Here is a 24,585-nt window from a genome sequence, read left to right on the forward strand (position 1 = left end):
CCTTCGGCGCCTGCGCGACGGCGGGCGCGGCGAGCAGGGCGAGGGCCACGGACAGCGGGCGGGCGGCAGACAGGGCGCGGGCGGGCATGCAGGCGATTCCCGGTGCGTGGAACGTGCCGGACGGTGGCAGAGGCCGCTGCCGATGGCCAGGGCGCAGGGCTTGCGCGGCCCTCGACAATCCGGGCGGACGCCCCACCCTCACCCCGAAGCGGAGTTCAGCGAGAGGCGCCGATGACCCATCCAGCGATCGAACCCGGCCGTGCGGCCGTCGTCACCGGCGCCGCGAGCGGCATCGGGCTCGCGGCGGCGAAGGCCTTCGCCCGGGCCGGCATGAACGTCTGGCTCGCCGACCTTCCCGGCGAGGCGCTCGAATCCTCCCGCGCCGAGGTGGCGAAGCTCGCAGCAGTGGAGGTCCGCGCCGTTGCCCTCGACGTCGGGGATCGCGCGGCGATGGAGGCGTTCGCGCAGGCGGTCGCCGCGAGCGGACCGCCGGCGGTGGTGATGCTGAACGCCGGCATCGAGGCGGGCGGCAAGCTGTTCTCCGACGCCGACACCTGGCACCGGATCCTCGACACCAACCTGTGGGGGGTGATCAACGGCATCCACGCCTTCGCGCCGGGGATGATCGCGGGGGCCAAGCCCGGCGCCGTCATCGTCACCGGCTCGAAGCAGGGCATCACCACGCCGCCGGGCAACACGCCCTACAACGTCTCGAAGGCGGGGGTGAAGGCGGCGACCGAGGCGCTCGCCCACGACCTGCGCGGGCGGGACGGCGGCCGCACCACGGCGCACCTGCTGATCCCGGGCTTCGTCTACACCGGGCTGACCAAGGCCCGCGGCGTCGCCGAGAAGCCGCCCGGCGCCTGGACGCCGGAGGAGACCGTGACCTTCCTGCTCGATCGGATGGAAGGGGGCGACTTCTACGTCCTGTGCCCCGACAACGAGACCACCCGCGCCCAGGACGAGCGCCGGATCGCGTGGGCTGCCGGCGACATCATCGAGAATCGCCCGGCGCTCTCGCGCTGGCACGCGGATCATGCGGAGGCGTTCCAGCGGGCGATGGAGGGTTAGGCGCGCGAAAGACGCGACCGCGCCGTCGGATCGTCGACGACGAAAGCCCGGTGCGGGGCCGCACCGGGCTTTCGCTCGCTTCAAGCACGCTCAGCGCCGAGACCGGACTCGGCCGTCAGGCCGGGATGGCGGCGGCGAGCGCCGCGCTCGGGGGTGTCTTCGGGCGCGGCATCACGCCGACCGGGCACGGCGGCGGGTCGTCATCGTCGTCGCGCCGCCTCGGGCGGACGTAGCGATGCAGGTCCGTGAGACGCCGCAGGCGGCGCGGTGCGGCGCGTGCCGCCGGAGGCCCCGTCCGCCGGACCTCCCGGTCGAGCTCGCCGAGCGCCGCGAGCACCGCGTCGATCGAGACCGGCTCGGCCCGGCTGCCGACGAGGCACCGCATGCCCGGCGCCCCTTCGAGCACGCAGGCATCCGACGCCCAGGATGCCAGGATCGCGCGCTTGTCCGCCGGCGAGAGCATCGGATGGGACAGGACCTCGCGCGGGTGGCGAAACACGTCGCCGGGGGCGACGAGCGCCTGCCAGCCTTCGACCGAGGCCGGAAGCGCGCCGCCCGATTGGTGCGCGCCGACGGGGGGCCGGCCGGGGCCGACGCCCACGTTCATGTCGGGGCCGGTGTCCCCGGAGTGGAAAAGGTGCGTCTGCATCATCGACGATCCTCCTTCCTGAATACGGGTCTGCTTCCTGTTACGGGTTGGATGGGCGATAGGGGTCGTCATGCCCCCGCGGGCCCGGCGAGGCTCGCGGGGGGGCTCGGTTCGCGGTCGGGCAGGGCCCTGGTTCAGGCCCCGCCCACGCTGCCGCCTCAGGCGGCCTTGCGCGTGGACTCAATCCGCGGCGCGTTGTCTTGGCCGGCGGACTCGTGCCCCACGGCCTGGCTCACGGCGTCCTGCGACCCGCCGATCGGGATGCGCCGCGGCTTGAGCGCCTCGGGCACCTCGCGCTTGAGGCTGACGGTGAGCAGGCCGTTCTCCAGGCTCGCGCCGACGACCTTCACGTGGTCGGCCAGGTTGAAGGTCTGGCGGAACGTGCGGGCGGCGATGCCGCGATGCAGGACCTGGCGCGCGTTTTCGGAGGTGGTCTTCTGGCCTGTCACCAGAAGGCTGGAATCGTGCTGCGTCAGCTCGATCTCGTCGGGCGCGAAGCCGGCGACGGCCATGGAGATGCGGTATTCGTCGTCCGCCACCCGCTCGATGTCGTAGGGCGGCCAGGTCGACGAGGCCTCGGCCTGCGTGGCCTGGTCCAGCATCGAAAACAGTCGGTCGAAGCCGACCGTGGAACGGTAGAGCGGTGCAAAATCGAGGGTCCTCATGACCACATCCTCCTTGGAGCAACGTGATGACAAGGGTCGCCGGATGCCTTGACCCGGCGCCCGTAGCGCGAGCCGTCGTTGGGCCTCGCGCGTGGGAAACGACCGACGCATGATCCGGTTCCCAAAAAATTCGCGTTGCTCGAAATCAGGTCGCCGCGTCGTGCGGCACGGGCCTCTCCGATTGAATCTGGGCGGCGTCCCAAAACCCCTTCCCGATCCTCGCAGGCGACGCCACATCCGTTTATGTTCGATTCGAACGATCAGGAGAGCTTGCCGTGTACACTGTGAAGGCGAACGACCATGCGGGCCGGCCCGCGACGTTCGCGTGCGGCACCGCCGACCAGGCCCTGGAGAAGACCTGGGAACTGGCTCGGCGCGGCTTCAAGGACATCGTGGTGACCGATCCGAAGGGCCACGCCTCGAACGCTGCCGCGTTCGAGCGCTCGCTCGACCTGGCCTGAGGCGGGCGCCGGCTCGGATGGCCCACCACCACGACGACCACGATCACAGCGAGCTGTCCCCCGTCGAGGCGCGGGTGCGGGCGCTCGAATCGATCCTCGTGCAGAAGGGCTACGTCGAGCCGGCGGCGCTCGATGCGCTGGTCGAGCGCTACGAGACGCAGGTCGGCCCCCATCTCGGGGCGCAGGTGGTGGCCCGTGCCTGGGTCGATCCGGCCTATCGCGAACGGCTTCTGGCCGACGCCACCCCGGCCATCGCCGAACTCGGCATCGGTGGGCGCGGCGGCGAGCACATGGTGGTGGTCGAGAACACGCCCGAGGAGCACAACCTCGTCGTCTGCACCCTGTGCTCCTGCTACCCCTGGCCGGTGCTCGGCCTGCCGCCGGTCTGGTACAAGGCGCCGCCCTACCGCGCCCGCGCCGTGATCGACCCGCGCGGCGTGCTCGCCGCGTTCGGGGTGCGCCTGCCCCAGGCGACGCGGATCACCGTGTGGGATTCCACCGCCGAGCTGCGCTACATGGTGCTGCCGATGCGGCCGGCCGGGACCGAGGCCCTCGACGAGCGCCAGCTCGCAGCCCTGGTCACCCGCGACGCGATGATCGGCACCGGGCTGCCGGGCGCACCCGCAAGTGTTCCCACAAGTGTGCCAGCATGAACGGCGCCCAGGATCTCGGCGGCATGCATGGGCTCGGCCCGGTGATGCCAGAACCCGACGAGCCGGTGTTCCACGCAGCTTGGGAAAGCCGTGTCTTCGCGTTGGCCATGGCGATGGGCTTCACCGGCGCCTGGACGCTGGACGGCAGCCGCGCCGCCCGCGAGGCGATGCCGCCGGCCGACTACCTGCGGTCGAGCTACTACGCGATCTGGCTCGACGCGCTGGAGCGCCAGCTCGCCGCCCACGGCCTCGCGCGGCCCGACGAGATCGCCCGCGGCGTTCCTGACCCGGACCCGGCGCCGGTGGCCCGGGTCCTCACCGCCGACATCCTGGAGCCGCGCTACCGCGCCGGCTTCCCGAGCGACCGGGCCGCCCCGGCGCCGGCGCGCTTCGCGGTCGGCGACGCGGTGACGATGCGCAACATCCACCCGCCGACCCACACCCGCCTGCCGCGCTACGTGCGGGCCAAGAGGGGCACGGTGCTGCGCGTCCACGGCACCTTCGTCCTGCCCGACACCAACGCCTACGGGGAGGGCGAGAACCCGGACTGGCTCTACACCGTAGCCTTCCCGTCGAGCGAGCTCTGGGGCGAGGACGCCGACCCGAACGGGCGCGTCACCGTCGCGGTGTTCGAGCACTACATCGCGGGCGGCCGCACGTGAGTGTGCCTGCCTCCCCATTCTCGGCGCCGTGGGAGGCGCAGGTCTTCGCGATGGTGGTGTCGCTGCAGGAATCGGGGCTGTTCACCTGGGCCGAGTGGGCCGACACCCTCGGCGCCGCGATCCGCCCCGCCGACGGCCCCGAGGCGCCGGCCGATTACGGCCGCTGGCTCGCCGCCCTGGAGATTATCCTCGCCGCCCGCGGCATCGCCGACGCCGACACTCTCGACGCGCGCCGCGACGCCTTCCTCCGCGCGGCGGAGGCGACCCCGCACGGCCTGCCGATCGCGCTGGAGAACGATCCGCTGTTCCGGCGATGAATGACGCGTCAGCCGACACGACGCCGGATCGCCGACCGAGCGATGCGTCCGATGTAGGCGCGGGTCCCCTCTCCCGAGCGGGAGAGGGACAGGGTGAGGGATGAGAACTTTCCGGAGAGGTCACGCCCCTCACCCCGACCCTCTCCCTATGGGAGAGGGAGCCCGCGGTGCCGCCCTCGACACGGCGTGCGCTGTCGGTCCGATGACCCGCCGCAGCCTCCTCGCCGGCGCCGCGGGCCTTCTCGCCGCGCCGGCCCGCGCCGCGAACGATCCGTTCGGGCCGATGGGCCGGCCGTCCTGGGCGGCCGACAGCCTGCAGGCGGCCGCCACCCGCACCGGGCTGACCTATGGCGCCGAGGTGCCCGGCTTCCGCTTCGCGCGCGACCCTGCCTACCGGCAGGCGGTGGCACGGGAGGCCGGGATGCTGGTCTGCGGCACCGAGATGAAGATGGAGGTGGTGCGGCCCGAGCCGGGGAAGACAGACTTCGCGCAGGCCGACGCCCTGGTTCGCTTCGCCCGCGGCAACGGCCAGCGGATGCGCGGGCATACCCTGGTCTGGCACGAGGCGCTGCCGCCCTGGGTGCGCCCGCTGCTGGCCCGGGCCACCGCCCCCCAGGCGGAGGATTTTTTGCGCCGCTGGATCGAGACCGTGGCCGGCCGCTACCGCGGGCAGATCGCCTCCTGGGACGTGGTCAACGAGGTGCTGTCGCAGGACGGCGGCGGCCCGGAGGGATTGCGCGAGAGCCCGTGGCTGACGGCGCTCGGCCCCGGTTACGTCGACCTCGCTTTCCGCATCCTGCACGAGGTCGACCCGAAGGCGGCCGGGTGCTGGAACGAGGACGCGGTCGAGCAGGGCGTGCCGTGGATGGAGGCGCGCCGCATCCGCGTGCTCAAGCGCCTGGAGGGCATGCTGGCGCGCGGCGTGCCGATCCGCCGCTTCGGCCTGCAATCGCACATCACCAGCACGGTGCCGATCGACCAGGGCCAGCTCCGTCGCTTCCTCCGGGAGATCGGGGCGATGGGGCTCGGCATCGAGATCACCGAGTTCGACATCGACGACCGGGCGTTCCCTGCCGACGTCGCCACCCGCGATCGCAAGGTCGCCGACCTCGCGAAATCCTACCTCGAGGTGGTGGCGGCCGAGCCCGCCGTGCTGAACGTGATGTCCTGGGACCTCTACGACCCCGACACCTGGCTGAACGACCACCCCTACCGCAAGCGTCCGGACGGCCTGCCGCAGCGTGCGCTTCCGCTCGATGCGCAGTTCAAGCGCAAGCCGCTCTGGCATGCGATGAAGGCGGTGTTCGGCCGGGCGCCGGACCATTCGGCGGCGCGGGCGAAGCTGCGCTAGGCCGCGCCCGCCCTCACGCTCCACGGTGTTCCTGCGGCCGTGAGTCCGGTGCGGAGAGGTCGCGGGAAAATGATCGCGCCGGCCGTTTCCGAGCCGGCCGATCCGTGAAAGGTCGCGATGGCCGGTCGGGACGTTCGCGCGCGGCGGTCGAGCCGTGGGAGGCCGGGTTTGAGCGCGAGCGGCCGGATGCGGGCTCGGCAGAGGACGATCCGCGCACCCGTGGGATTCGCTGCGGGATGGATCGCGTTTTGTGTGGCCCTCGGTCCGTCGCCCGGGTGTGCCGACGACCTCGCGGCCCTGTTCGAGCCGGGCACCGTGATCTCCGTCGGGGGCTTCGCCGGGACCGGCGCGCGCTTCCAGGGCGCCCGCGCGGTCGGCCTCTGGGGGCTGCCCTACGCCTCCTTCCGCAAGGTGGACGCCCCCCGCGAATGGTTCTCGCCCGACGACGCCCTCGACGTCGCCTTGGTGGACGCCCCCGCGATCCAGGCCGGGGCCGTGCTCGATGTCCGCAGCGGCCGCTCCGTGCACGACGACCGCAGCCTCGCAGGCTTGCCGCGCCGCCCGGTCGCGGCGGCGCTCGGCCTGTTCGGCGAGGTCTGGCCGGTGGACGACGTCCTGCGGCTCCGCGCCGAGGTCACGCAGGGGCTGCGTGCCCATGACGGCGTCGTCGCCAAGCTCGGCGCCGACCTCGTCGGCACCGCCGGCCGCTTCACCTTGAGCGGCGGCCCCCGCCTCGTGCTCGGGGATGCCGCCGCGATGCGCCTCGACTTCGACGTGCCGGTGGCCTCCGCGAACGCTAACCCGCGCCTGACGCCCTATCGCGCGACCGGCGGAACCCGCTCGGCCGGCGCGATCGTGGCCCTGGCCTACGACTGGTCCGACGCGTGGCGGACGCTCGGCTCCGTCCGCTACGACCGTCTCGTCGCCTCGGCCGCCGGAAGCCCGATCGTCCGGCGCGTCGGCACGCCGAACGACGTCACGGTGTCTGTGGGGGCGATCTACTCGATTCGGACCGATCGGTGACGGGGTGCAGCGACAACCGAAGGTATAACGTGGTGTTGATACTCACGAATGCGTGAATGTTGCTGGTCGGGCACAATCGAACCCCGATCGTCGCTGACGCAACGATTCCAGGGATTATATCCAAACGTTTCTGTCTATGCCTCTCCGAAAGAGGGGGGCGGACCGTGCCACGGATACTGTTGACGGGTGCGACCGGGCTGATCGGCGGTGCGGTTCTGCACCGGGCGCTCGAAGGCGGCGACGACGCGACCTGGGTCTGCCTCGTGCGCTGCGCCGGCGTCGAGCAGGGCCGGCAGCGCATCGCGGCGCGGCTTTCCCGCTTCACCGACGCCTTCACCGCCCAGCGCCTCGCCCGCAAGGTCGAAGTGGTGCCCGGCGACTTCACTCGGGCCGACATCGACCGGGACCCGCGCCTCGACGACTGCACCCATGTGCTGCACTTGGCGGCCGACACCTCGTGGTGGGGCGACGAGCGCGTCTACCGCACCAACCACGACGGAACGCTGGCGCTGGCACGGCGCGCTCGGGCGATGCCGGGCCTGCAGCGCTTTCTCCATGTGGGCACCGCGATGATCTGCGGCGCCGACGCCGACGAATTCGTCGCCGAGGACGACTACCCGGCGGCCGACGCCCGGCACATGGTCGCCTACACGGTCTCCAAGGCGGCGACCGAGACCTCGCTGGCCGAGCACTTCCCCGACCTTCCGGTCGTCGTCGCCCGCCCCTCGATCGTCGTCGGCCATGCGAGCCTCGGCGCGGGGCCGAGCTCCAGCATCCTCTGGGTGCTGCGCGCCGCAGACGCCCTGCGCATGCTGCCCTGCGCGCCGGAGAGCCACGTCGACGTCGTCCCGGCCGACTGGGTCGCCGAGACCCTGATCGGGCTCCTGACCAAGCCGACGCTCGCCCGCGACCTCTACCACCTCTCGGCCGGCGCCCGCGGCCGCACCACCTGGGCCGAGGTCATCGCCGCCTTCGAGGCGGCGGAGCCGAGCGACGGACGGCGCGCCTTCCGGCAGTTCGACCTCGTCGCCGACCGCGCCGTGCTGCGCCGGCGCTTCGCCGAGGTGTTCGGCCTCGACGGGTCGCTGAAGCAGGCGATGCTCCGCGCCGTCCGCGCGTACTATGCGTTCTGCGCCCTCGACGTGACCTTCGCCAACGATCGCCTGCTCGCCGAGGGCTTTGCGCCCGCGCCGACGCTGCCGGCCTACCTGCCGGTGTGCCTGGCGAACGGGGCGACGATCGTGGAGCAGTTCGCCGACGACATCGAGATGTTCGCCGTGCCGCCCCCCGCGCCCGAGGCCCGCGCCGCCGGCGACGCGCTGGCGGCCAGCGCATGAGCCCGTACCTGACGCTGGCCGTCGCGATCGGCGCCGAGATTTCCGCGACCCTCGCGCTGAAGGCCGCCGACGGCCTGACCCGGCCGATCCCCACCCTGATCGTCGCCCTCGGCTATGGCACGGCTCTCTGGCTGATGTCCTCGAGCATGGACATGCTGCCGATCGGAATCGTCTACGCGATCTGGGCCGGCGTCGGCATGGTCGGCGCCGCGATCGGCGGTGCGCTTCTGTTCGGCGAACCGGTGACGCTGCCGATGATCGCCGGCATCGCCGTCATCGCCTGCGGCGTGGCGATCCTGGCGAGCGCGCGCGTCGAGGCCTGAGAAGGACTCACGCCGTCGCCAACCGCCTATCCTCCACTGCCCGCACCGGCGAGCCCGGCACGAACGCGTCGAACGCCGCCCAGAAATCCTCCCGGATCGCGTCGCGTTCGGAGAGGATCTCGTGGCGGGCGTCGGGCAGCACCAGGATGTGGCCGGCCTTGAGCCGCGCGGCGAAGCGCTGGGCCGCCGGCGTGCCGCAGACCGGGTCGGCGCCGGCCGCCACGATCAGCGTCGGGGTCGCGATGCGGGGTGGCACGCGCGGGTCGCGCAGGCGCGCCACCGCGCGGAAGGCTTCCGCCGTCCAGGCGATGGTCGGGTCGCCGACCGCGCCGGCGCCGACGACGAGCGCGGCGGCGGCGTTGCGGGCGTAGCGCGCCGGGTCCCGCGTCAGCCGGTTGTTCGGGTAGGGCTTCGTCGCGATCGAGACCGGGCCGCCGCCGGGCACGTAGCGGCTGCCGAGGCCGAGGCGCTGCAGCAGCCGCGTCGCGCCCGAGGCGAAGGCCGGCGAGCGCACCATCTTGATCGACAGCATCGGCGCCACCGTGACGATCCGCCGGAACGGCAGCCAGCCGTCCAGCGCCCCGGTGAGCGCCACGCAGCCGCCCATGGAATGGGCGAGGCAGACGTGCGGGTCGGGCATGAACGGCACCAGCACCGCGTCGCGGATCGCCAGCAGGTCGCGACGGTAGTCGTCGAAGGTGGCGACGTGGCCCTTGTGCGGGTCGTCGACCCGACGGTCCGACGAGCCCTGGCCACGCCAGTCGAAGGCGACGACGGCGAAACCCCGGACGCGCAGGTCGCGGATGGTCTCGTAGTACTTCTCGATGAACTCGGCCCGGCCCTGCAGCAGGCAGACCGTGCCCTTGCAGGTCCGGGTCGTCGCGGACCAGCGCGCCGCCCGCAGGGTGCAGTCGTCGGATGTGCCGACCGCCATCACCGTGGCGCCGGGCGGGACCGGGTTTCCAGGCGTGTCGTGCAGGCTGAGGAGTGCGGCGTCCTGCCGCATCTGGCCCGTCGTCCGGCCGGGTCTTGAACGCACCTCGAACCCCTCCAATATCACGATCGTACCGGCCGTCAGGCGGTACGAGCCCGGTCCGGCCCACGCGGCGGACCATAGACTCAAACCAGCATGTTGCTCCACGGAGGATGTGTCTTATGCGTCAGTTCGATCTTGCTCCCCTCTACCGTTCCACCGTCGGTTTCGACCGCCTGTTCTCGGCCCTCGACCAGTTCGTGGCGACCGACGCGGTGCCGACCTACCCGCCCTACAACATCGAGCGCACCGCCGAGAACGCCTACCGCGTGACGGTGGCGGTGGCCGGCTTCACCGAGGCCGACCTGTCGATCGAGGTGCGGGAGAACGCGCTGACCGTGAAGGGCGAGCGCAAGCCTGATCCCGAGCGTCGCGCCGAGGTGCTGCACCAGGGCATCGCCGCCCGCGGCTTCGAGCGCCGGTTCCAGCTCGCCGACTACGTCCAGGTGACGGGCGCGGCGCTGGAAAACGGCCTCCTCCACGTCGACCTCGTCCGCGAGATCCCGGAGGCGAAGAAGCCGCGCCGCATCGAGATCGCCATCGGTGGCAAGACCCGCGCGCCGGCGATCGAAGGCGCAGCCACCGAGGTCCCGGCCGAGGTCCAGAAGGCCGCCTGACCTTGGTCTGCCGACCCTGGTCGCATGACTTGAGATGGAGCGCCCCGGCTGATGGTCGGGGCGTTTTTCTTTGCGGGGGCCGACCAGGGCGCCGGACAAGACGGGAGCGGCGCCGCACTGCCGCCCTCCCGAGCGGGTGAGGGGGGACTCGCGCCCGCTTCGGCACCGCGGGAGGTGCGTCGAAGCGTTCGAACGGCCGCCAGCGCATGTCGCACGCCCTTCTCGGGGGCGGTGGCGGACTGGGCCATCATGGCGAGGCCGAGCTGCAAAGCGAATTCACACGGGGCAGCCCAAGACGCGCGCCAACGCCTTCGCCACCACCGGATACGATCCGAGCGAAACTGAAAACGTCCTAGCGGTTTCGGTACCAGTCCCAGGCCAGGAAGGCGGGGAACGGGAGGATGATGGCGAAGAAGATCCAGTCGAACATCTGCGGCATGGTGCGGTCCTTCCCTCCCCCTCACTGCATCCTACCGGAGGTTGCGCGGCCAAGTTCCAGTCCTGTGCTGCCGTCTGCGACAGGACATCCGGCTCGGGAGGCGTGAGACCGAGCTGCGCGAGGTGGTGGACCTCAGGTCGTCGTGTGCCGGGACGCCGGGTCGGCCACCTACGGGGTCAGCGGTCCTCGCGCTCCCTCTACGACTCGGCCTCACGGCGAACCAGCTCGCGGCCGAGCTGAAGCAGCAGCAGGCGGATCGTCGCCCGCATCTCGGGTGTTCCGTGGGCCTCGATCAGGGCATGCGCTTCGAGGCAGACCTCGGCCATGCGGTCGAGCGTGTCCGTCGCCACCGTTGACCCCTACCTGGATTCGGGCAAAATGCTGCGCGCAATCGATGTCGCCTCGCGACGCTACTATGGCCGGCAAGCCAAAGCCGCGCAACAACGTAGACGATAGAAGCGCCACAGTATGCAGAAGCCAGATATAGCCGAGGCTGAGCTGAGCAACGGGCTTATGATCGCCAAGTTGGCGAGGATCGCCGAGGCCCTGGATTGCCCGGTCACGGACTTCTTCGAGGTCGAAGCCAACGCGATGAACGAGACGGCGGCCCTGCTCGCCTCCTGGCACGCGATCTCGGATGTAGACGCGCGCCGCGAGGTGCTGTCCTACGTCCGCGCGGTGGCCGGCGGTGCGTCGCCTGCGGCCCCTCAGGATGCCGCACTTTGACGTGCGACGTTGCGACTTTTTCGGAGCCGGGTAAATCCGGGCGATGCCCGACGCGCCCGATTCCGATCTTCCGACGAACGTGATCGCCGAGTCGCGCGCGGTGATCGCGCGATCGCGAGCGGCCCGCCTGGAGGCGCAGGCCCAGCGCGAGGCAGCCCGGGTCGTGGTCGATCAAGTCCGGGCGATGATCGCCCAGTCGCAGGCGGACGGCGATGCCGGCGGCCGTACCGGTTCTGAGCGCACGCCCTGACGGATCGATCCGGCGCGGGTCGGCCCCGAACCGTCAGCGGCTCAGGAGGTGCAGGCTGAACAAGCCGTCCGGATCGAGCCAGACGTTTTTGGGCGTCCAGCCGGCCCGTCCGGCAAGCGCCTGGAACACGTCGGGCGAGTGCTTATGCGAAACGTCGGTGCGGACGCTCTCGCCGTCCGCGAAGTGGATCGCGTCCGTGCCGAGGTGCCAGGTGTCGGCGCGGTCGGCCACGAGGTGGGCCTCGACCCGCAACGGGTCGCGCAGGATGCGGACCTCGTGGCGGAAGGCGTCGCGGTCGACGCCGGCGTCGAGCTCGCGGTTCAGACGCGCGAGGTAGTTCAGGTGGAGCGCCGGCATCAGCCCGTCGCAGCCGCCGTAGACCCGTTGCAGCCGGTCGGCGTCCTGCGTCGGGTCAGCCCCGACCAGGAGGTGGCTCGGCCCGAGGGTGTCGCGCGCCCGTGCCAGGAAGGCCTCTGCCTCGGCCGGCGCCAGGTTGCCGATGCTGGTGCCGGGAAAGAACCCGAGCACCGGGCCATCGGCGAGGTCGACGGGGAGCCGGATCGGCTCGGCATAGTCGGCCCAGACCGGGATCATCGCGATCTCGGGATAGTCCTCCGCCAGCGTCCGGACCGAGGTTTTCAGGTAGTCGCGCGAGATGTCGATCGCCACGTAGCGGCGCGGCCGGTCGAGGCCGTCGAGCAGCGTGCGGATCTTGCGGCTCGCGCCGCTGCCGTACTCGACGATTGTCGCCCCGGGCCCGACCAGCGTCGCGATCTCCGGCACCACCTGCGGCAGCAGCGCCATCTCGCGCCGGGTCGGATAGTAGTCGGGATGATCGCAGATCCTGTCGAACAGGATCGAGCCGGCCTCGTCCCACAGGTACTTGCCCGGCAGTCGCTTTGGCGTCTGTCCCAGGCCGGCGAGCGTGGCGCGCAGGAACGCGTCTCGCTCGGCCGTCTCTTCCGGCGTCATCGCTGGCTCCCGCGCGTCGCGGTGAGGACGACGAGGGCGATGCGCTCCGCGTCGGCGTAGGCCGGCCCCTCGAGTTCTTCGCCGTAGGCGTCCGGGTCGAACTCGCGATACGACCAGCTCAGCCCGGCCGCCTCGCAGGCGGCGGTCGCGGCTTGGCGGAACGGATCCTCCCCCTCGACGATCGCCGAGCCGGTGAACAGCACCAAGCTGCCGCCCGGCGCGAGGCAGGCGCAGGCGGCCTCGACCACGGCGAGCGACAGGCCCTCGCCGTAGGCCCCGCCGCCGTCGCGGTAGGTTCGCCCGGCGCGGTCCAGCATGAACGGCGGGTTCGAGACGACGAGGTCGAACTCGCCTTCGACCCCCCCGAGGAGGTTGCTGCGGCACGGCACGACGCCGTGGGCGCCCGCGAGCTGCGCGTTGGTCGCAGCCGCCGCGAGCGCCGCGTCGTTGATGTCGACGAGGACGATCTCGGCCTCCGGGTTGCGCCGGGCGATCGCGATGCCGGCAGCCCCCGAGCCGCAGCCGACGTCGACCGCGCGCTGGACCGCCGCCGTGCGCCCGTCGAGGTGCTCGACCACCGCCGCGACGAAGCGGGCGGTGTCGGGGCCGAAGAACACCACGTCGGTGGCGTCGGGCGGGTAGGCGGAGTGGACGAACAGGCCGCCGTCCAGGCTCGAAACCCGGATCGTCGCGCGCCAGGCGTCGCCGTCGCGGGCCAGCACGCCGGCCTCGCGCATCGCCGCGAACAGGTCCGGCGGCAGCAGGTCCTCGACGAAGGGCCGGCTCCAGCCGAACACGTCGCGCAAGCCGCGCGCCCGCGCGTTGCGGGGGCGGGCGTTGACGCGGGCATGGGTGGCGGGTGTCACGGTGGTGAAGGCATAGCCGGTGGCGCGCAAACGCTCGACCAGGGCGCCGAGGGCGGGGTTCGCATCGAAGCGGTCGCTCATGAAAGGGCCGCTCATGGCGTCCGCTCCGCGGCGGATGGCGACCGCTCAGTGGCGGGGTGCACCCGGAACGCCCCGCCGCGCAGGTCCGCCGCGATCGGCCCGGCCTCGCGCCGAAGCTCCACCGCACGGCGCTGGAACGGGCACGCCCAGTCGTCGGGCACTTGGCGCCCGCTGTATTGCGGCGCCTCCGAGCGCTCGCCGTGGCGGGTCAGCATCGGGTTGACCGAGCCCGCCCACGACACGTCGCGCGCCTGGATGGTCTCGCGCATCCGCTCGTAGCGCCCCTCCGCCCGCAGCCGCTCGAACTGGTCGTGCAGGTTGAACACCAGGGCCGGCGCCGCGAAGAGGCGCGCCTTCCGGCTCGCGCCGGGATGCAGGCCCACCACGAAGAACGCCTCGCCTGCAAAGCTGAGGGAGAAATGCGCGTCCTGCGGGTCGGGGGCGACGCGCGCGTCGTAGGCGTGGCCGAGGCGGCTGTCCTGATCCGACAGCGCTTGGAGCCGGTCCCACATCCGGGCCTCGAAGCCTTCTTCCGACAGGCCGCCAGGGCGATCGAAGATCACGACGAGGCTCTGGAACAGCTCCGGTCGCGCCCGGTAGCGGCAGACGAAGGCCATCAGGGCGGCGTGCATCCGGGCGTCGTCGTCGGCCGCGGCGATGTCACGCCCGATGACGAAGCGGATCTGCCCGCGCGCCAGGGCGGCCTTGGCGCCGACGCAGGGGAAGGACGGGTTCTGGATGAGGTCGCGGAAGCGCTCGGCCAGGGGATGGCCGGCATCGTCCCTCGGGAAGCCGATGTCGCTCGGAAGGTCGATACCTCTTGGGAGATCGATGTCTTTTGGGAAATTCATACGCACCTGTCACGATCGCGCCCGGGCGCGCCGCCTCCTGCGAGGCGGCTGCGTTGAATCCGTGCCGTTGAGGTCGGAGGCCGGCGGTTCGAAGCACCCATTGGGGGCTTGCCGTCGGCCTGCCGTGGAAACCTCGCCTCGAATGGCTTGTTCCGAAGACGTTTTCGCGAAGAACGAAGTTTAACGCAGGTTATGGTCGCTTCAGCTTTGGCGATCGATTGAATAACCGCGTTCCTCGGCGAGCCGCCTTTCGTCCGCCGCACTCCTGGCGATCATCGCGGACGGGCTCTCCACGGCAAGGCGGAGCCGGCGAGACGGCAAAGCGTCGCGGACGGGAAAGCCGGCGCCCGTGGCAGGGTTTTCGCCGAAGACGATGCGTCGATGTCGCGCAGGACGGCCGGGACCGAGGGCACGATGGACGCGCGAAACCAGATCACCCGAGCGTCAGGCCAAGCGCCATTGGAAGCGAAGGCTTCGGAAGCGGGATCGTCGGACGCGCCCCGTCCGCGCGAGATCACCCTGCGCGGGATCGTGCTCGGCGCCGCGATCACGGTCGTCTTCATCGCGGCCAACGTCTACATGGGCCTGAAGACCGGCATGACCTTCTCGTCGTCGATCCCGGCGGCGATGATCTCGATGGGATGCCTGCGCCTGCTCGGCGGCTCGAACATCCTCGAGAACAACATCGTGCAGACGCAGGCCTCCGCCGCGGGCACCCTGTGCAACGTCATCCTGATCCTGCCCGGCCTCGTACTGATCGGGCACTGGCACGGCTTTCCGTTCTGGCAGACGAGCGCGGTCTGCGGCCTCGGCGGGCTGCTGGGCGTCGCCTTCTCGATTCCCCTGCGGCGCGCGCTGGTGACGAGCGCGGGCCTGCCCTACCCGGAGGGCGTCGCCGCCGCCGAGGTGCTGCGCACCAGCGAAGGCGCAGCCGGCGCCCGGGGCCTGCGCGACCTCCTCGCAGCGGCGGCGGGCGCCGGCGCGATCGGGCTCGCGACCACCGGCTTCCGGGTGCTCGCCGACGGCGTCCATGGGACGCTCGCAGCCGGAGGCGCCGTGTTCCGCGTGGGCACCGGCTTCTCGCTGGCGCTGGTCGGCGTCGGCTACCTCGTCGGCATCGGCGCGTGCCTGGCGCTGCTCACCGGCGTGGCGATCGCCTGGGGCGTCGCAGTGCCGCTCCTGACCGCCCTCGGCCAGGGTGAGGGTGCGACGCACGCCGAGATGGCCGAGGCGGTGTGGTCGGGCCAGGTCCGGCTGATCGGGGCCGGCATCATTGCGGTCGGCGGCCTCTGGACGGTCGGGTCGCTCGCTCGTCCGGTCCTCGGCAGCGTGGCGACGGCGCTCGCCTCGGCGCGCAAGGACGGCTCGGGCCTGCCCGGCCGCGACCACCCGCGGGGCGAGCGCGACCTGCCGATCACCTGGGTCGGCGGCGCCCTGCTGGCGCTTACCGTGCCGCTGGCGTGGCTGTTCGCCAACTTCGCGTCCGGCGCCGAGCTCGGCGGAAGCCTGCCCGTGCTCGTCGTCGCCGCCACCGTGTTCGCGGTGCTGTTCGGTTTCCTGATGGCCGCCACCTGCGGCTACCTCGCCGGCCTCCTCGGCTCGTCCTCGAGCCCGATCTCCGGCATCGGCATCCTCACCGCCATGGCGGCGGCGGTGCTGCTGCCGCTGCTGATCGGCCGCTCCGCCGGCCCGGAGGGCGACCGCTTCGTCATCGCGATGGCGCTGCTCGTGGCGGCGGTCATCGTCACGATGGCCTCGATCGCCAACGACAACCTGCAGGACCTGAAGACCGGCCAGCTCGTCGACGCCACGCCGTGGCGCCAGCAGGCGGTGCTCGTGGTCGGCGTCGCGGTGGGTGCGGCCGTCGTCGCGCCGCTCCTGTCCCTGCTCTACGAGGCCTATGGCTTCGTCGGCTCGCTGCCGCGTGAAGGCATGGACGCCGCCAACGCCATGCCCGCGCCGCAGGCGGCGCTGACCTCGCAGATCGCCGCCGGCATCGTCCACGGCACCCTGCCGTGGCGGATGGTTCTGGTCGGCGCCGGGCTCGGCGCCGTGCTGGTCGCGGTCGAGGCGTGGCTGCGGCGGCGCGGGCTCACCTTCCCGGCGCTCACCGTCGGCATCGGCATGTACCTGCCGCTGTCGGTCGAGATGACCATCGCGGTGGGCGGCGTCCTCGGGTGGCTCGCCGAGCGGAGGCTGCGCCGGCGCGCCGAGGCGCAAGGGGATGACGCCGACAAGGCGACGGAGGCGGCGCGCCGCCGCGGCGTCCTGCTCGCCTCCGGCTTCCTCGTCGGCGAGAGCTTCGTCGGGGTGGTCCTGGCCGTCGCCGACACCCTGGCCGGCCGCAGCGCGGCGCTCGCCCTCGTCGGCCCGGACTTCGCCTCCTACGCGACGTGGATGGGACTGGCCGTCTTCGCCGGCGGCCTCGCCGTGTTCTACCGGCTGACCGCGCGGGCGCAGCCGGACGAAGCCGTCGCGTAGGCGCGTCCTCGAAGGTCTGGCGGAGGGGGCAGATGTCGTGGGCGAGTCCCCGCCGCTGCCCAGGTGCCGCGCGAAGGATCGTTTGACGACTTGCCCTCATCCGCGACCAGATCCTGAAGCGCTTCTGCTGCGTCCTCCTCCAGCCATCCTCGCTGCATCCGAGACCTGACCCCATCGGTCGTCGGGGTCAGGACGAAAACGTCCGCTCTCGCCCAGGCTTCGTCAGCCCGCCCGCGCTCCCGTTCGGTCCGAAACCGCACAGAACCAACCCCGGCGACCGAGGTTGCACCCGCATGGGCCGCACCTTCCGATCGGCGGCCGGGAGCTTGAAGCCGATGAAAGCCCTCGTCTGGCACGGAACGACCGACATCCGTTGCGACACGGTTCCCGATCCGACCATCGAGGACGGGCGCGACGCGATCATCAAGGTCACGAGTTGCGCGATCTGCGGCTCGGACCTGCATCTCTACGATCACTTCATGCCTGGCATGAAGGCGGGCGACATCATGGGCCACGAGACCATGGGCGAGGTGGTCGAGGTCGGGAAGGACAATTCCGCGCTCAAGGTCGGCGACCGGATCGTGGTGCCCTTCACGATCACCTGCGGCCAGTGCCCGCAATGCCGGCGCGGCAACTTCTCGGTCTGCGAGCGCACCAACCGCAACAAGCCGCTTGGCGACGCCGCCTTCGGCCACACCACGGCGGGCCTGTTCGGCTACACGCACCTGACCGGCGGCTATGCCGGCGGACAGGCCGAATACCTGCGGGTGCCCTTCGCCGACTCGACGCACATCAAGGTGCCGGACGGCATCCCCGACGAGCACCTGCTGTTCCTCTCCGACATCTTCCCGACGGGGTGGCAGGGCGCGGTCCAGTGCGACATCCAGGCGGAGGACACCGTGGCGATCTGGGGCTGCGGCACCGTCGGGCAGATGGCGATCCGCTCTGCGATCCTGCTCGGGGCCAAGCGCGTGATCGCTATCGACCGGGTGCCCGAGCGCCTCGAGATGGCGCGGGCGGGGGGCGCCGAGGTGCTCGATTACGACGCGGAGTCGAACATCGTCGCCCGGCTCAATGACATGACCGACGGACGCGGGCCGGAGAAGTGCATCGACGCCGTCGGGCTCGAAGCGCATGCGCTCGGCGCGGTCGACGCCGTCTACGACCGGGCGAAGCAGGCGATGATGCTGGAGACGGACCGCGCCCACGTCCTGCGCCAGATGATCATGGTCTGCCGGCCCGCCGGCATCCTCTCGGTGCCGGGCGTCTACGGCGGCCTGATCGACAAGTTTCCGATCGGCGCCCTGATGAACAAGGGCCTCACCGTCCGCACCGGGCAGACGCACGTGAAGCGCTGGACCGGCGACCTGTTGCGGCGGATCGAGGAAGGGCAGATCGACCCGTCCTTCGTCATCACCCATACGATCGGGCTGGAGGACGGCCCGGAGATGTATCGCACCTTCCGCGACAAGCAGGACGGCTGCATCAAGGTGGTGATCCGGCCATGAGCACGATGCGCCATCCCTACCCGACGCGCCCGGCGCCCGGTCGCGGCGCCCAGACCGGACACCAGGAACTCGCCCGCGGCCTCGGCTGGTTCTCGATCGGCCTCGGCCTCCTCGAACTCGCGGCGCCGCGGGGCCTGTGCCGCAACCTCGGCCTCGAAGGGCGCGAGACGTTGGTGCGCAGCTACGGCGTGCGCGAGGTCGCGACCGGCGTCGCCATCCTCATGAGCCACGACCCGACCCCGTGGATCCTCGGCCGCGTCGCGGGCGACGCCCTCGACCTCGCGACCCTGGCCCAGGGCTTCGACGGCGATCGCGAGCAGCGCGCCAACCTCGTCGCGGCAACAGCGGCGGTGGCCGGCGTGACCGTGCTCGATGTCGTCTGCGCCCAGGGGCTGATGGCCGACAAGCGCCTCTCCCCGCCCGGCCGCTACGATTACGGCGACCGGAGCGGCTTTCCGCGCCCACCGCGGGCGATGCGGGGCGCAGCCGCCGACTTCGAGACGCCGCCCGATTTCCGCGTCCCCGACGCGTTACGGCCATGGCGGGACGACGGCGCCGCCTGATAGCGGCAATCCGTAAATTACAGTGATTTGCCGGCAAGCGACACGCCCGGCCGACGGCTGTCCGCCGGGCCGCACGGTTACCCCTCAACGGCGATCGCTTCCGAAGCGAAAGGCGCAAGGCACATGGTCCAACAGGTTTCGGTCGGGGCCATCGCGCGCGTCGGCGAGGCCGCCGGGGACGGTAGCCACGCGCTCCTGCCCGATCTCGCCTATCGCCGGGTGGTGATGGTCAACGTCGTGTTCGTCGGCGCACCCGACGTGGGCGACCGCGGATGGGTGCTGGTCGACGCCGGCATCCCCGGCGGCAAGGGCCTGATCAAGGGCACGGCCGAGGCACGCTTCGGCGCCGGCGCCCGCCCGGCGGCGATCGTGCTGACGCACGGGCACTTCGACCATGTCGGCGTGCTGGAGGACCTCGCCGAAGAGTGGGACGTGCCGATCTACGCTCACGCTGCGGAGCGGCCTTATCTCGACGGCAGCGCCTCATATCCAAGCCCCGACCCTACGGTCGGCGGCGGGGCGCTCGCGCTGCTGTCGCCGCTCTACCCGACGAAACCGGTCGACGTGGGCGCACGCCTCGTCATCCTGCCGGCGGACGGGACGGTGCCGCCGATGCCGGGCTGGCGCTGGATCCACACGCCGGGCCACAGCCCGGGCCACGTCTCGCTCTGGCGCGAGGCCGACGGGTCGCTGATCGCCGGCGACGCCTTCGTGACAACGGCGCAGGAATCCATCTACGCGGTCGCGCTGCAGGAGCCCGAGTTCCACGGCCCGCCGATGTACCTGACCATCGACTGGTCCGCCGCCGCCGCCTCGGTCCGCCGCCTCGCCGCGCTCCGGCCCGAGCGCGTCGTCACAGGCCACGGCCGGCCGCTGGAAGGCGCAGAGATGCGTCGCGGCCTCGACGCCCTGGCGCAAGACTTCGAAGCCGTCGCAGTCCCGGACCACGGCCGCTACGTCGCCCACCCGGCCCAGGCCGAAGACGGCTCGGCCTATCGCGAACCGTGATCGAGCGCCCGTCTTCCCTCCCTCGAAGAGTGGGGAGGGAGGGGAAGCGGTCTTTCAACACGCGACACCGCTCCTCGCATGCGCATCCGCGAGGCCGCATGCACCCCTCAAAGGGCCGAGCGCGCAAGCAGGTAGACGACCGCCGCCGCCAGGGTGAGGGAGACGAGCTTCCAGAACAGCACCGGGTCGCGCTCCAGAAGGGCCGTCCGCCGGAGGCCGGGCAGCGACGGGTTCGGGTGGCGCAGGTCTTGGACGAAGGCGGAGAGCACCTCGTAGCGCTGGGCCGGATTGGGGTGCACCGCCTTGCGCAGGGCCGCGTCGACGTAGGCGGGTAGACCGGTGCGCGCCGCGGCGAGGGAGACGTAATGCAGGCGTTGGGCGCGGGCCGCGCTGAAGGCCCGCGTCGCCTCCGCGCCGTAGGGCAGGCGTCCCGTGAGCATCTGGTAGGCGATCACGCCGAGCGAGAAGATGTCCGATTGCGGCGTGGCGGGCCGTCCCGCGAGGCATTCCGGCGCCGTGTACTGCACGGTGCCCTGCACCGTCTCGTCGACGGTCGGGTCGTCCTCGGCGAGCCCGGCGATCCGTGTGGAGCCGAAGTCGATGATCTGGACGGTGCCGGCGGCGTCGACCAGGACGTTGTGGGGCCGCAGGTCCCGATGCACCATCTCGCGCCGGTGGAAGGCGCGAAGGCCCACCACGACCTGCTCGACGAGGCGCCGGACCTCCTCGAGCTCCGGCTCGGGATTGTCGCGCATCCACTGGGCGAGCGTCCGGCCCTCGACATAGTCCATCACCGTGTAGAGGTGGCTGCGCCGCCGGGTCCGGGGCGGGGCGCTCAGAACGTGCGGGCTGTCGATACGCCGCGCGACCCATTCCTCCATCATCAACCGCTGTAGGCCGGCCGGATCCGCATGCAGGTCCGTCGAGGGCACCTTGAGGGCGACCGTGAGCCCGGTCTCCCCGTCGACCGCCAGGTAGACGTGGCTGCGGTGGCTCGCATGCAGGGTACGCAGCACGCGGTAGCCGTCGAAGGTGGTCGGCGGGTCGAGGAGGGGGGCCGGCGGCAGGTCGTCGGCCCGGCCCGACATCTCGTCCAGCTCGCCGTCGGGGACGGCGTCGACGCGCACGATCTGGACGGTGAGGTTGTCGCCGCTGCCGTTCTCGTAGGCCCGCCGGACGATCTCCCGGGCGGCGCGATCGAGGTCGTCGCCGTGCTGCGCGATCTCGGCGACGATCGCCTCCGGCCGCACGTGCTCGTGCACCCCGTCCGTCGTCAGGACGAAGACGTCCCCACCCTCGATCACGACCGTGTGGTGGTCGATCTCCACGTGCGCGGCGGCGCCGAGGGCGCGGCCGAGGTAGGATTCCTCGGCGGAGAGGACGACGCGGTGGTCCTCGGTGAGCGCTTCGAGCGAGCGCCGCACGACCCGGGAGATGCGGGCGTCGCCGACGTGGAAGATGTGCGCGGTGCGCGACCTCAGGATCAGGGCGCTGAAGGTGGTGACGTAGCCGCGGTCGCGCGCGCCCTCGGGGTCGTGCAGCTGCCGGTTGCGCCGGGTCTCGGCATGGAGCCACGAATTCGTCGCGGCGATGACCCGGCTCGCCGCCGTCTTCACCGACCAGGTGTCCGGGGTGTCGTAATAGTCGGACAGGAAGCTCCGGACCGCCGTCTCGCTCGCGACGTGGCTGACCGGGCTGCTGCCGATCCCGTCGGCGATGGCGATCGCGCCGCCCCTGAGGGCCAGCGCGGCGCGCCCGGGGACGAGCGCGCCGTGGAAGTCCTGGTTGGTCTCCTTGCGCCCGCGCTCGCTGTGCTGGCCGAGGGAGAGGGTCAGGGACGAAGGCATCGGCGGATCCCGGCGGTCGGGCCCGGCGCCCTGCGGCGCGAGGCCCGACCGGTCGAGCCGGCGATCAGGCCGCGAGGCGGCGCTCCGCCTGGACGACGGTCCGCTTCGGGGCCGTCCGGACGTGGGTGGTGTAGAGGGTCAGGCCGGTGAAGGCGAGGCCGCCGACGAGATTGCCGAGCACGGTCGGGATCTCGTTCCAGAAGAAGTAGTCGCCGACCGAGAACTGGCCGCCCATGAGCAGGCCGAAGGGGAACAGGAACATGTTCACCACTGAGTGCTCGAAGGTCATGTAGAAGAACAGCATGATCGGCATCCACATGGCGATCACCTTGCCGCTGACGGTGGTCGAGATCATCGCGCCGACGACGCCGGTGGAGACCATCCAGTTGCACAGCATGCCGCGGATGAAGATCGTGAACCAGCCGCCGGTGCCGTGCGCGGCATAGCCGACGGTGCGGCGCTCGCCGATGTGGGCGATGAACTCGCCGACCTTGTCGGCCGGCGCGGTGAACCCGAAGGTGAACACGAAGCCCATCATGAGCGCCACGGTCAGCGCGCCGAGGAAGTTGCCGATGAAGACGAGGCCCCAGTTGCGCAGCACGCCCCCCCAGGTCACGCCCGGCCGGCCGTCGAGGAGCGCCAGGGGCGCCAGCACGAACACGCCGGTGAGCAGGTCGAAGCCGAGCAGGTAGAGCATGCAGAAGCCGACCGGGAACAGGGCGGCGCCGAGGATGGGGATGCCGGTCTGCTGCGTGATGGTGACGGCGAAGACCGCGGCGAGCGCCAGGATCGCGCCAGCCATGTAGGCGCGAATGATGGTGTCGCGGGTCGACATGAAGATCTTGGATTCGCCTGCGTCCACCATCTTGGTGACGAACTCAGCAGGGGCGAGATAGGCCATCTTGGTCCTCTTACGATTCGGGCTTCTGCAAAGCTCGCCGGACTGCGCGGCCCTTGGCCCCTCGTCCGGCCACGCTTCATTGCGCGGCCTGCACCAGGAGATGTGCGCGAAGCCGGCACACCACCTGTCAGCAAACCCGAAGCAAGACCTGGGCCGATCGGAAACGCGTTACCTTCGCGGATCGCGCCTGCGGCGATGGTTCGTTTCGGACCTTCGAATGGCGGGGTCGCACCCTCTCAGGCGCGAGAAGGCGTGCTCGCTGGCGGAGCTGCAGGATCACACGCGCGTCGCCCCTCCAACTGGAGGCCGGCGCCCGGTCAGGGCCGAGCGGCCTGCAGGCCCGGCACCGCCGCGAGGAGCGAGCGGGTGTAGGCATGATCCGGCTGGCGAAAGAGGTCGGTCGTGGGGCGCATCTCCACGATGGCGCCGCGATGCATCACGGCGATGCGGTCGCAGATCTTGGCGGCGACGCGCAGGTCGTGGGTGATGAACAGCATCGCGAGGTTCAGGCGCTGCTTGAGGTCTTCCAGCAGGTCGAGCACCTGCGCCTGGACCGAGACGTCGAGGGCCGAGACCGCCTCGTCCGCCACGAGCACGTCGGGCTCCATGGCGAGCGCCCGGGCGATGCCGATGCGCTGGCGCTGGCCGCCTGAGAAGGCGTTGGGGTAGCGCTCGGCCGCGCTCGCCGAGAGGCCGACGAGGTCGAGGAGCTCGCGCGCCCGGGCGCGCGCCTCGCGCCGGGGCGTGCCGTGCGCGATCGGGCCGGCGGTGATGATCTGCTCGACGGTGCGGCGCGGGTTCAGGGACGCGAACGGGTCCTGGAAGATCATCTGGATGCGTCGCCGCTCGTCGCGCAGGGCGCGCGGCGCCAGCGCCGTGTAGTCGAGGCTGCCGAGGCGCACCGTGCCCCGGTCCGGCTCGATCAGCCGGATCGCGAGGCGGGCGGTGGTGGACTTGCCCGATCCGGATTCGCCGACGAGGCCGAGGGTCTCCCCGCGTCGGACCTCGAAGCCCACCTCCTTCACCGCCGCGACCACGCGCGGCTTGCCGAACAGGCCGCCCCGCGTCGCGTAGGTCTTGGTCAGGCCGATGGCCGAGAGCGCCAGCGGCGCGTCCGCGCGGGAAGCGCGGGCCGGCGGCACCAGGCTCGGCACCGCCGCGAGCAGGGCCTGGGTGTAGGGGTGCTGCGGATGCTGAAGGACGGTCTCGGCGCTGCCCTGCTCCACCAGTCGCCCGCGCTGGAGCACGGCGACATGGTCGGCGATGTCGGCCACCACGCCGAAATCGTGGGTGATGAACAGGACGCTCATGCCGCGCCGCCGCTGCAGGTCGCGGATCAGCTTGAGGATCTGGGCCTGGGTGGTGACGTCGAGCGCCGTGGTCGGCTCGTCGGCGACGAGGATCGAGGGTTCGAGGGCGAGCGCCATGGCGATCATCGCGCGCTGGCGCTGGCCGCCGGAGAGCTGGTGCGGGTAGGCGCGCACGATCTGGCCCGGATCGGGCAGGCCGACCTCGGTGGCGAGCGCGACGGCCCGGTTCCTGCGCTCGGCCGGCGTGAGGAGGCCGTGCGCCTCGAACATCTCGGCGATCTGGTCGCCGATGCGCATGACCGGGTTGAGGGCGGTCATCGGCTCCTGGAACACCATGGCGATGCGGCGACCGCGCAAGGCACGCCAGCCGCGCTCTTCCAGGGTCAGGAGGTCCCGCCCCTCGAACAGGATCTGCCCGCCGACCGGCTTCAGCGCGCGAGGCAGGAGGCCGGTGAGCGCGTAGGCGCTCATCGACTTGCCCGAGCCCGACTCGCCGACGACGCAGAGGATCTTGCCCGGCATCAGGTCGAGGGAGAGGTCTTCGACGGCATGGGGACGGTCCGAGCCCTTCGGCAGCGCCAGGGTGAGATTCCGGATGCGGACGACGGGCTCGTTCATGC

The 24,585-nt window shown here is 71.6% G+C and carries 26 protein-coding genes; 16 read left to right on the forward strand and 10 right to left on the reverse strand.

Annotated elements, in window-relative coordinates; all coding sequences use genetic code 11:
- Nucleotides 1-231 precede the first annotated feature (231 nt).
- On the forward strand, nucleotides 232-1,071 hold the full coding sequence (locus FV229_RS09395) for an SDR family NAD(P)-dependent oxidoreductase (RefSeq protein WP_147751703.1): 840 nt from the start codon (nucleotides 232-234) through the stop codon (nucleotides 1,069-1,071).
- A 115-nt stretch (nucleotides 1,072-1,186) separates the two neighbouring features.
- Here the strand turns inward: FV229_RS09395 and FV229_RS09400 are convergent, their stop codons facing one another.
- Together FV229_RS09400 and FV229_RS09405 are read right to left on the reverse strand one after the other, a co-directional pair.
- Nucleotides 1,187-1,723, reverse strand: a complete 537-nt coding sequence (locus FV229_RS09400; RefSeq protein ID WP_246688120.1) for a hypothetical protein — start codon at nucleotides 1,721-1,723, stop codon at nucleotides 1,187-1,189.
- Between the two features lie 155 nt (nucleotides 1,724-1,878).
- Nucleotides 1,879-2,385 carry an Hsp20 family protein gene (locus tag FV229_RS09405; protein ID WP_147751729.1) on the reverse strand — a complete coding sequence of 169 codons (507 nt, stop codon included), beginning with the start codon at nucleotides 2,383-2,385 and terminating at the stop codon, nucleotides 1,879-1,881.
- A 275-nt stretch (nucleotides 2,386-2,660) separates the two neighbouring features.
- Between FV229_RS09405 and FV229_RS09410 the strand changes: the two genes are divergently transcribed.
- From FV229_RS09410 to FV229_RS09445, 8 genes are all read left to right on the forward strand, one after another.
- Complete coding sequence (locus FV229_RS09410; RefSeq protein ID WP_147729728.1) at nucleotides 2,661-2,846, forward strand: hypothetical protein; 186 nt, start codon at nucleotides 2,661-2,663, stop codon at nucleotides 2,844-2,846.
- A gap of 17 nt (nucleotides 2,847-2,863) precedes the next feature.
- Complete coding sequence (gene nthA / locus FV229_RS09415; protein WP_147751704.1) at nucleotides 2,864-3,499, forward strand: nitrile hydratase subunit alpha; 636 nt, start codon at nucleotides 2,864-2,866, stop codon at nucleotides 3,497-3,499.
- Nucleotides 3,496-4,161, forward strand: coding sequence for a nitrile hydratase subunit beta (nthB, locus tag FV229_RS09420; RefSeq protein ID WP_147751705.1), 666 nt, complete (start codon nucleotides 3,496-3,498; stop codon nucleotides 4,159-4,161). Before nthA ends, nthB begins: the two co-directional genes overlap by 4 nt.
- Nucleotides 4,158-4,478 carry a nitrile hydratase accessory protein gene (locus tag FV229_RS09425; protein ID WP_147751706.1) on the forward strand — a complete coding sequence of 107 codons (321 nt, stop codon included), beginning with the start codon at nucleotides 4,158-4,160 and terminating at the stop codon, nucleotides 4,476-4,478. The genes nthB and FV229_RS09425 overlap by 4 nt, the downstream gene beginning before the upstream one ends.
- A 202-nt stretch (nucleotides 4,479-4,680) precedes the next feature.
- Nucleotides 4,681-5,829: an endo-1,4-beta-xylanase gene (locus FV229_RS09430; protein ID WP_246688121.1), complete on the forward strand. Its 1,149-nt coding sequence runs from the start codon at nucleotides 4,681-4,683 to the stop codon at nucleotides 5,827-5,829.
- A 252-nt stretch (nucleotides 5,830-6,081) separates the two neighbouring features.
- Nucleotides 6,082-6,852, forward strand: a complete 771-nt coding sequence (locus FV229_RS09435; protein WP_187273638.1) for a MipA/OmpV family protein — start codon at nucleotides 6,082-6,084, stop codon at nucleotides 6,850-6,852.
- Between the two features lie 179 nt (nucleotides 6,853-7,031).
- Nucleotides 7,032-8,189, forward strand: coding sequence for an SDR family oxidoreductase (locus FV229_RS09440; protein ID WP_210246595.1), 1,158 nt, complete (start codon nucleotides 7,032-7,034; stop codon nucleotides 8,187-8,189).
- On the forward strand, nucleotides 8,186-8,512 hold the full coding sequence (locus tag FV229_RS09445; RefSeq protein WP_147751710.1) for a multidrug efflux SMR transporter: 327 nt from the start codon (nucleotides 8,186-8,188) through the stop codon (nucleotides 8,510-8,512). The genes FV229_RS09440 and FV229_RS09445 overlap by 4 nt, the downstream gene beginning before the upstream one ends.
- Nucleotides 8,513-8,519: 7 nt before the next feature.
- On the opposite strand, the gene FV229_RS09450 is transcribed toward FV229_RS09445, so the two are convergent.
- The gene (locus FV229_RS09450; protein WP_147751711.1) at nucleotides 8,520-9,518 is read right to left on the reverse strand and encodes an alpha/beta hydrolase; all 999 of its coding nucleotides are present in this window, start codon (nucleotides 9,516-9,518) and stop codon (nucleotides 8,520-8,522) included.
- A 149-nt stretch (nucleotides 9,519-9,667) separates the two neighbouring features.
- Between FV229_RS09450 and FV229_RS09455 the strand changes: the two genes are divergently transcribed.
- Entirely contained in the window at nucleotides 9,668-10,162 is a 495-nt protein-coding gene (locus FV229_RS09455; RefSeq protein ID WP_147751712.1) for an Hsp20 family protein, read from the forward strand.
- A gap of 636 nt (nucleotides 10,163-10,798) precedes the next feature.
- Here the strand turns inward: FV229_RS09455 and FV229_RS27330 are convergent.
- Nucleotides 10,799-10,951 carry a hypothetical protein gene (locus FV229_RS27330; RefSeq protein ID WP_187273639.1) on the reverse strand — a complete coding sequence of 51 codons (153 nt, stop codon included), beginning with the start codon at nucleotides 10,949-10,951 and terminating at the stop codon, nucleotides 10,799-10,801.
- Nucleotides 10,952-11,114: 163 nt separating this feature from the next.
- Between FV229_RS27330 and FV229_RS09460 the strand changes: the two genes are divergently transcribed.
- Both FV229_RS09460 and FV229_RS09465 read left to right on the forward strand, forming a co-directional pair.
- A complete protein-coding gene (locus FV229_RS09460; protein ID WP_147751713.1) occupies nucleotides 11,115-11,327 on the forward strand; it encodes a hypothetical protein in 213 nt (70 codons plus the stop codon).
- Between the two features lie 43 nt (nucleotides 11,328-11,370).
- Nucleotides 11,371-11,577, forward strand: a complete 207-nt coding sequence (locus FV229_RS09465; protein WP_147751714.1) for a hypothetical protein — start codon at nucleotides 11,371-11,373, stop codon at nucleotides 11,575-11,577.
- Between the two features lie 33 nt (nucleotides 11,578-11,610).
- Here the strand turns inward: FV229_RS09465 and egtD are convergent, their stop codons facing one another.
- Genes egtD through gntA form a run of 3 tightly spaced genes read right to left on the reverse strand, consistent with a single transcriptional unit; the run spans nucleotide 11,611 to nucleotide 14,293 of the window.
- Nucleotides 11,611-12,549 carry an L-histidine N(alpha)-methyltransferase gene (gene egtD / locus FV229_RS09470; protein ID WP_147751715.1) on the reverse strand — a complete coding sequence of 313 codons (939 nt, stop codon included), beginning with the start codon at nucleotides 12,547-12,549 and terminating at the stop codon, nucleotides 11,611-11,613.
- Complete coding sequence (locus FV229_RS09475; protein ID WP_187275105.1) at nucleotides 12,546-13,511, reverse strand: methyltransferase; 966 nt, start codon at nucleotides 13,509-13,511, stop codon at nucleotides 12,546-12,548. Before FV229_RS09475 ends, egtD begins: the two co-directional genes overlap by 4 nt.
- Nucleotides 13,508-14,293: a guanitoxin biosynthesis heme-dependent pre-guanitoxin N-hydroxylase GntA gene (gene gntA, locus FV229_RS09480; protein ID WP_147751731.1), complete on the reverse strand. Its 786-nt coding sequence runs from the start codon at nucleotides 14,291-14,293 to the stop codon at nucleotides 13,508-13,510. Before gntA ends, FV229_RS09475 begins: the two co-directional genes overlap by 4 nt.
- Nucleotides 14,294-14,728: 435 nt before the next feature.
- Here gntA and FV229_RS09485 point away from each other — a divergent pair, with 435 nt between their 5' ends.
- The 4 genes from FV229_RS09485 (at nucleotide 14,729) to FV229_RS09500 (ending at nucleotide 19,907) form a co-directional block, all read left to right on the forward strand.
- Nucleotides 14,729-16,828, forward strand: coding sequence for an oligopeptide transporter, OPT family (locus FV229_RS09485; protein ID WP_246688122.1), 2,100 nt, complete (start codon nucleotides 14,729-14,731; stop codon nucleotides 16,826-16,828).
- A 335-nt stretch (nucleotides 16,829-17,163) separates the two neighbouring features.
- A complete protein-coding gene (locus tag FV229_RS09490) occupies nucleotides 17,164-18,336 on the forward strand; it encodes a zinc-dependent alcohol dehydrogenase (protein ID WP_147751716.1) in 1,173 nt (390 codons plus the stop codon).
- Complete coding sequence (locus tag FV229_RS09495) at nucleotides 18,333-18,899, forward strand: cyclase dehydrase (RefSeq protein WP_246688123.1); 567 nt, start codon at nucleotides 18,333-18,335, stop codon at nucleotides 18,897-18,899. Before FV229_RS09490 ends, FV229_RS09495 begins: the two co-directional genes overlap by 4 nt.
- A 123-nt stretch (nucleotides 18,900-19,022) precedes the next feature.
- Nucleotides 19,023-19,907, forward strand: coding sequence for an MBL fold metallo-hydrolase (locus FV229_RS09500; RefSeq protein WP_147751717.1), 885 nt, complete (start codon nucleotides 19,023-19,025; stop codon nucleotides 19,905-19,907).
- A gap of 107 nt (nucleotides 19,908-20,014) precedes the next feature.
- On the opposite strand, the gene FV229_RS09505 is transcribed toward FV229_RS09500, so the two are convergent.
- The 3 genes from FV229_RS09505 to FV229_RS09515 all read right to left on the reverse strand — a co-directional run bounded on the left by FV229_RS09505 (nucleotide 20,015) and on the right by FV229_RS09515 (nucleotide 24,583).
- Nucleotides 20,015-21,754, reverse strand: a complete 1,740-nt coding sequence (locus tag FV229_RS09505) for a bifunctional protein-serine/threonine kinase/phosphatase (RefSeq protein ID WP_147751718.1) — start codon at nucleotides 21,752-21,754, stop codon at nucleotides 20,015-20,017.
- Between the two features lie 64 nt (nucleotides 21,755-21,818).
- Entirely contained in the window at nucleotides 21,819-22,655 is an 837-nt protein-coding gene (locus tag FV229_RS09510) for a formate/nitrite transporter family protein (RefSeq protein ID WP_147751719.1), read from the reverse strand.
- A gap of 317 nt (nucleotides 22,656-22,972) precedes the next feature.
- Nucleotides 22,973-24,583: an ABC transporter ATP-binding protein gene (locus FV229_RS09515; protein ID WP_147751720.1), complete on the reverse strand. Its 1,611-nt coding sequence runs from the start codon at nucleotides 24,581-24,583 to the stop codon at nucleotides 22,973-22,975.
- Between the last annotated feature and the right edge of the window lie 2 nt (nucleotides 24,584-24,585).

It is taken from the genome of Methylobacterium sp. WL120 (assembly GCF_008039465.1).
Classification (GTDB): Bacteria; Pseudomonadota; Alphaproteobacteria; order Rhizobiales; family Beijerinckiaceae; genus Methylobacterium; species Methylobacterium cerastii.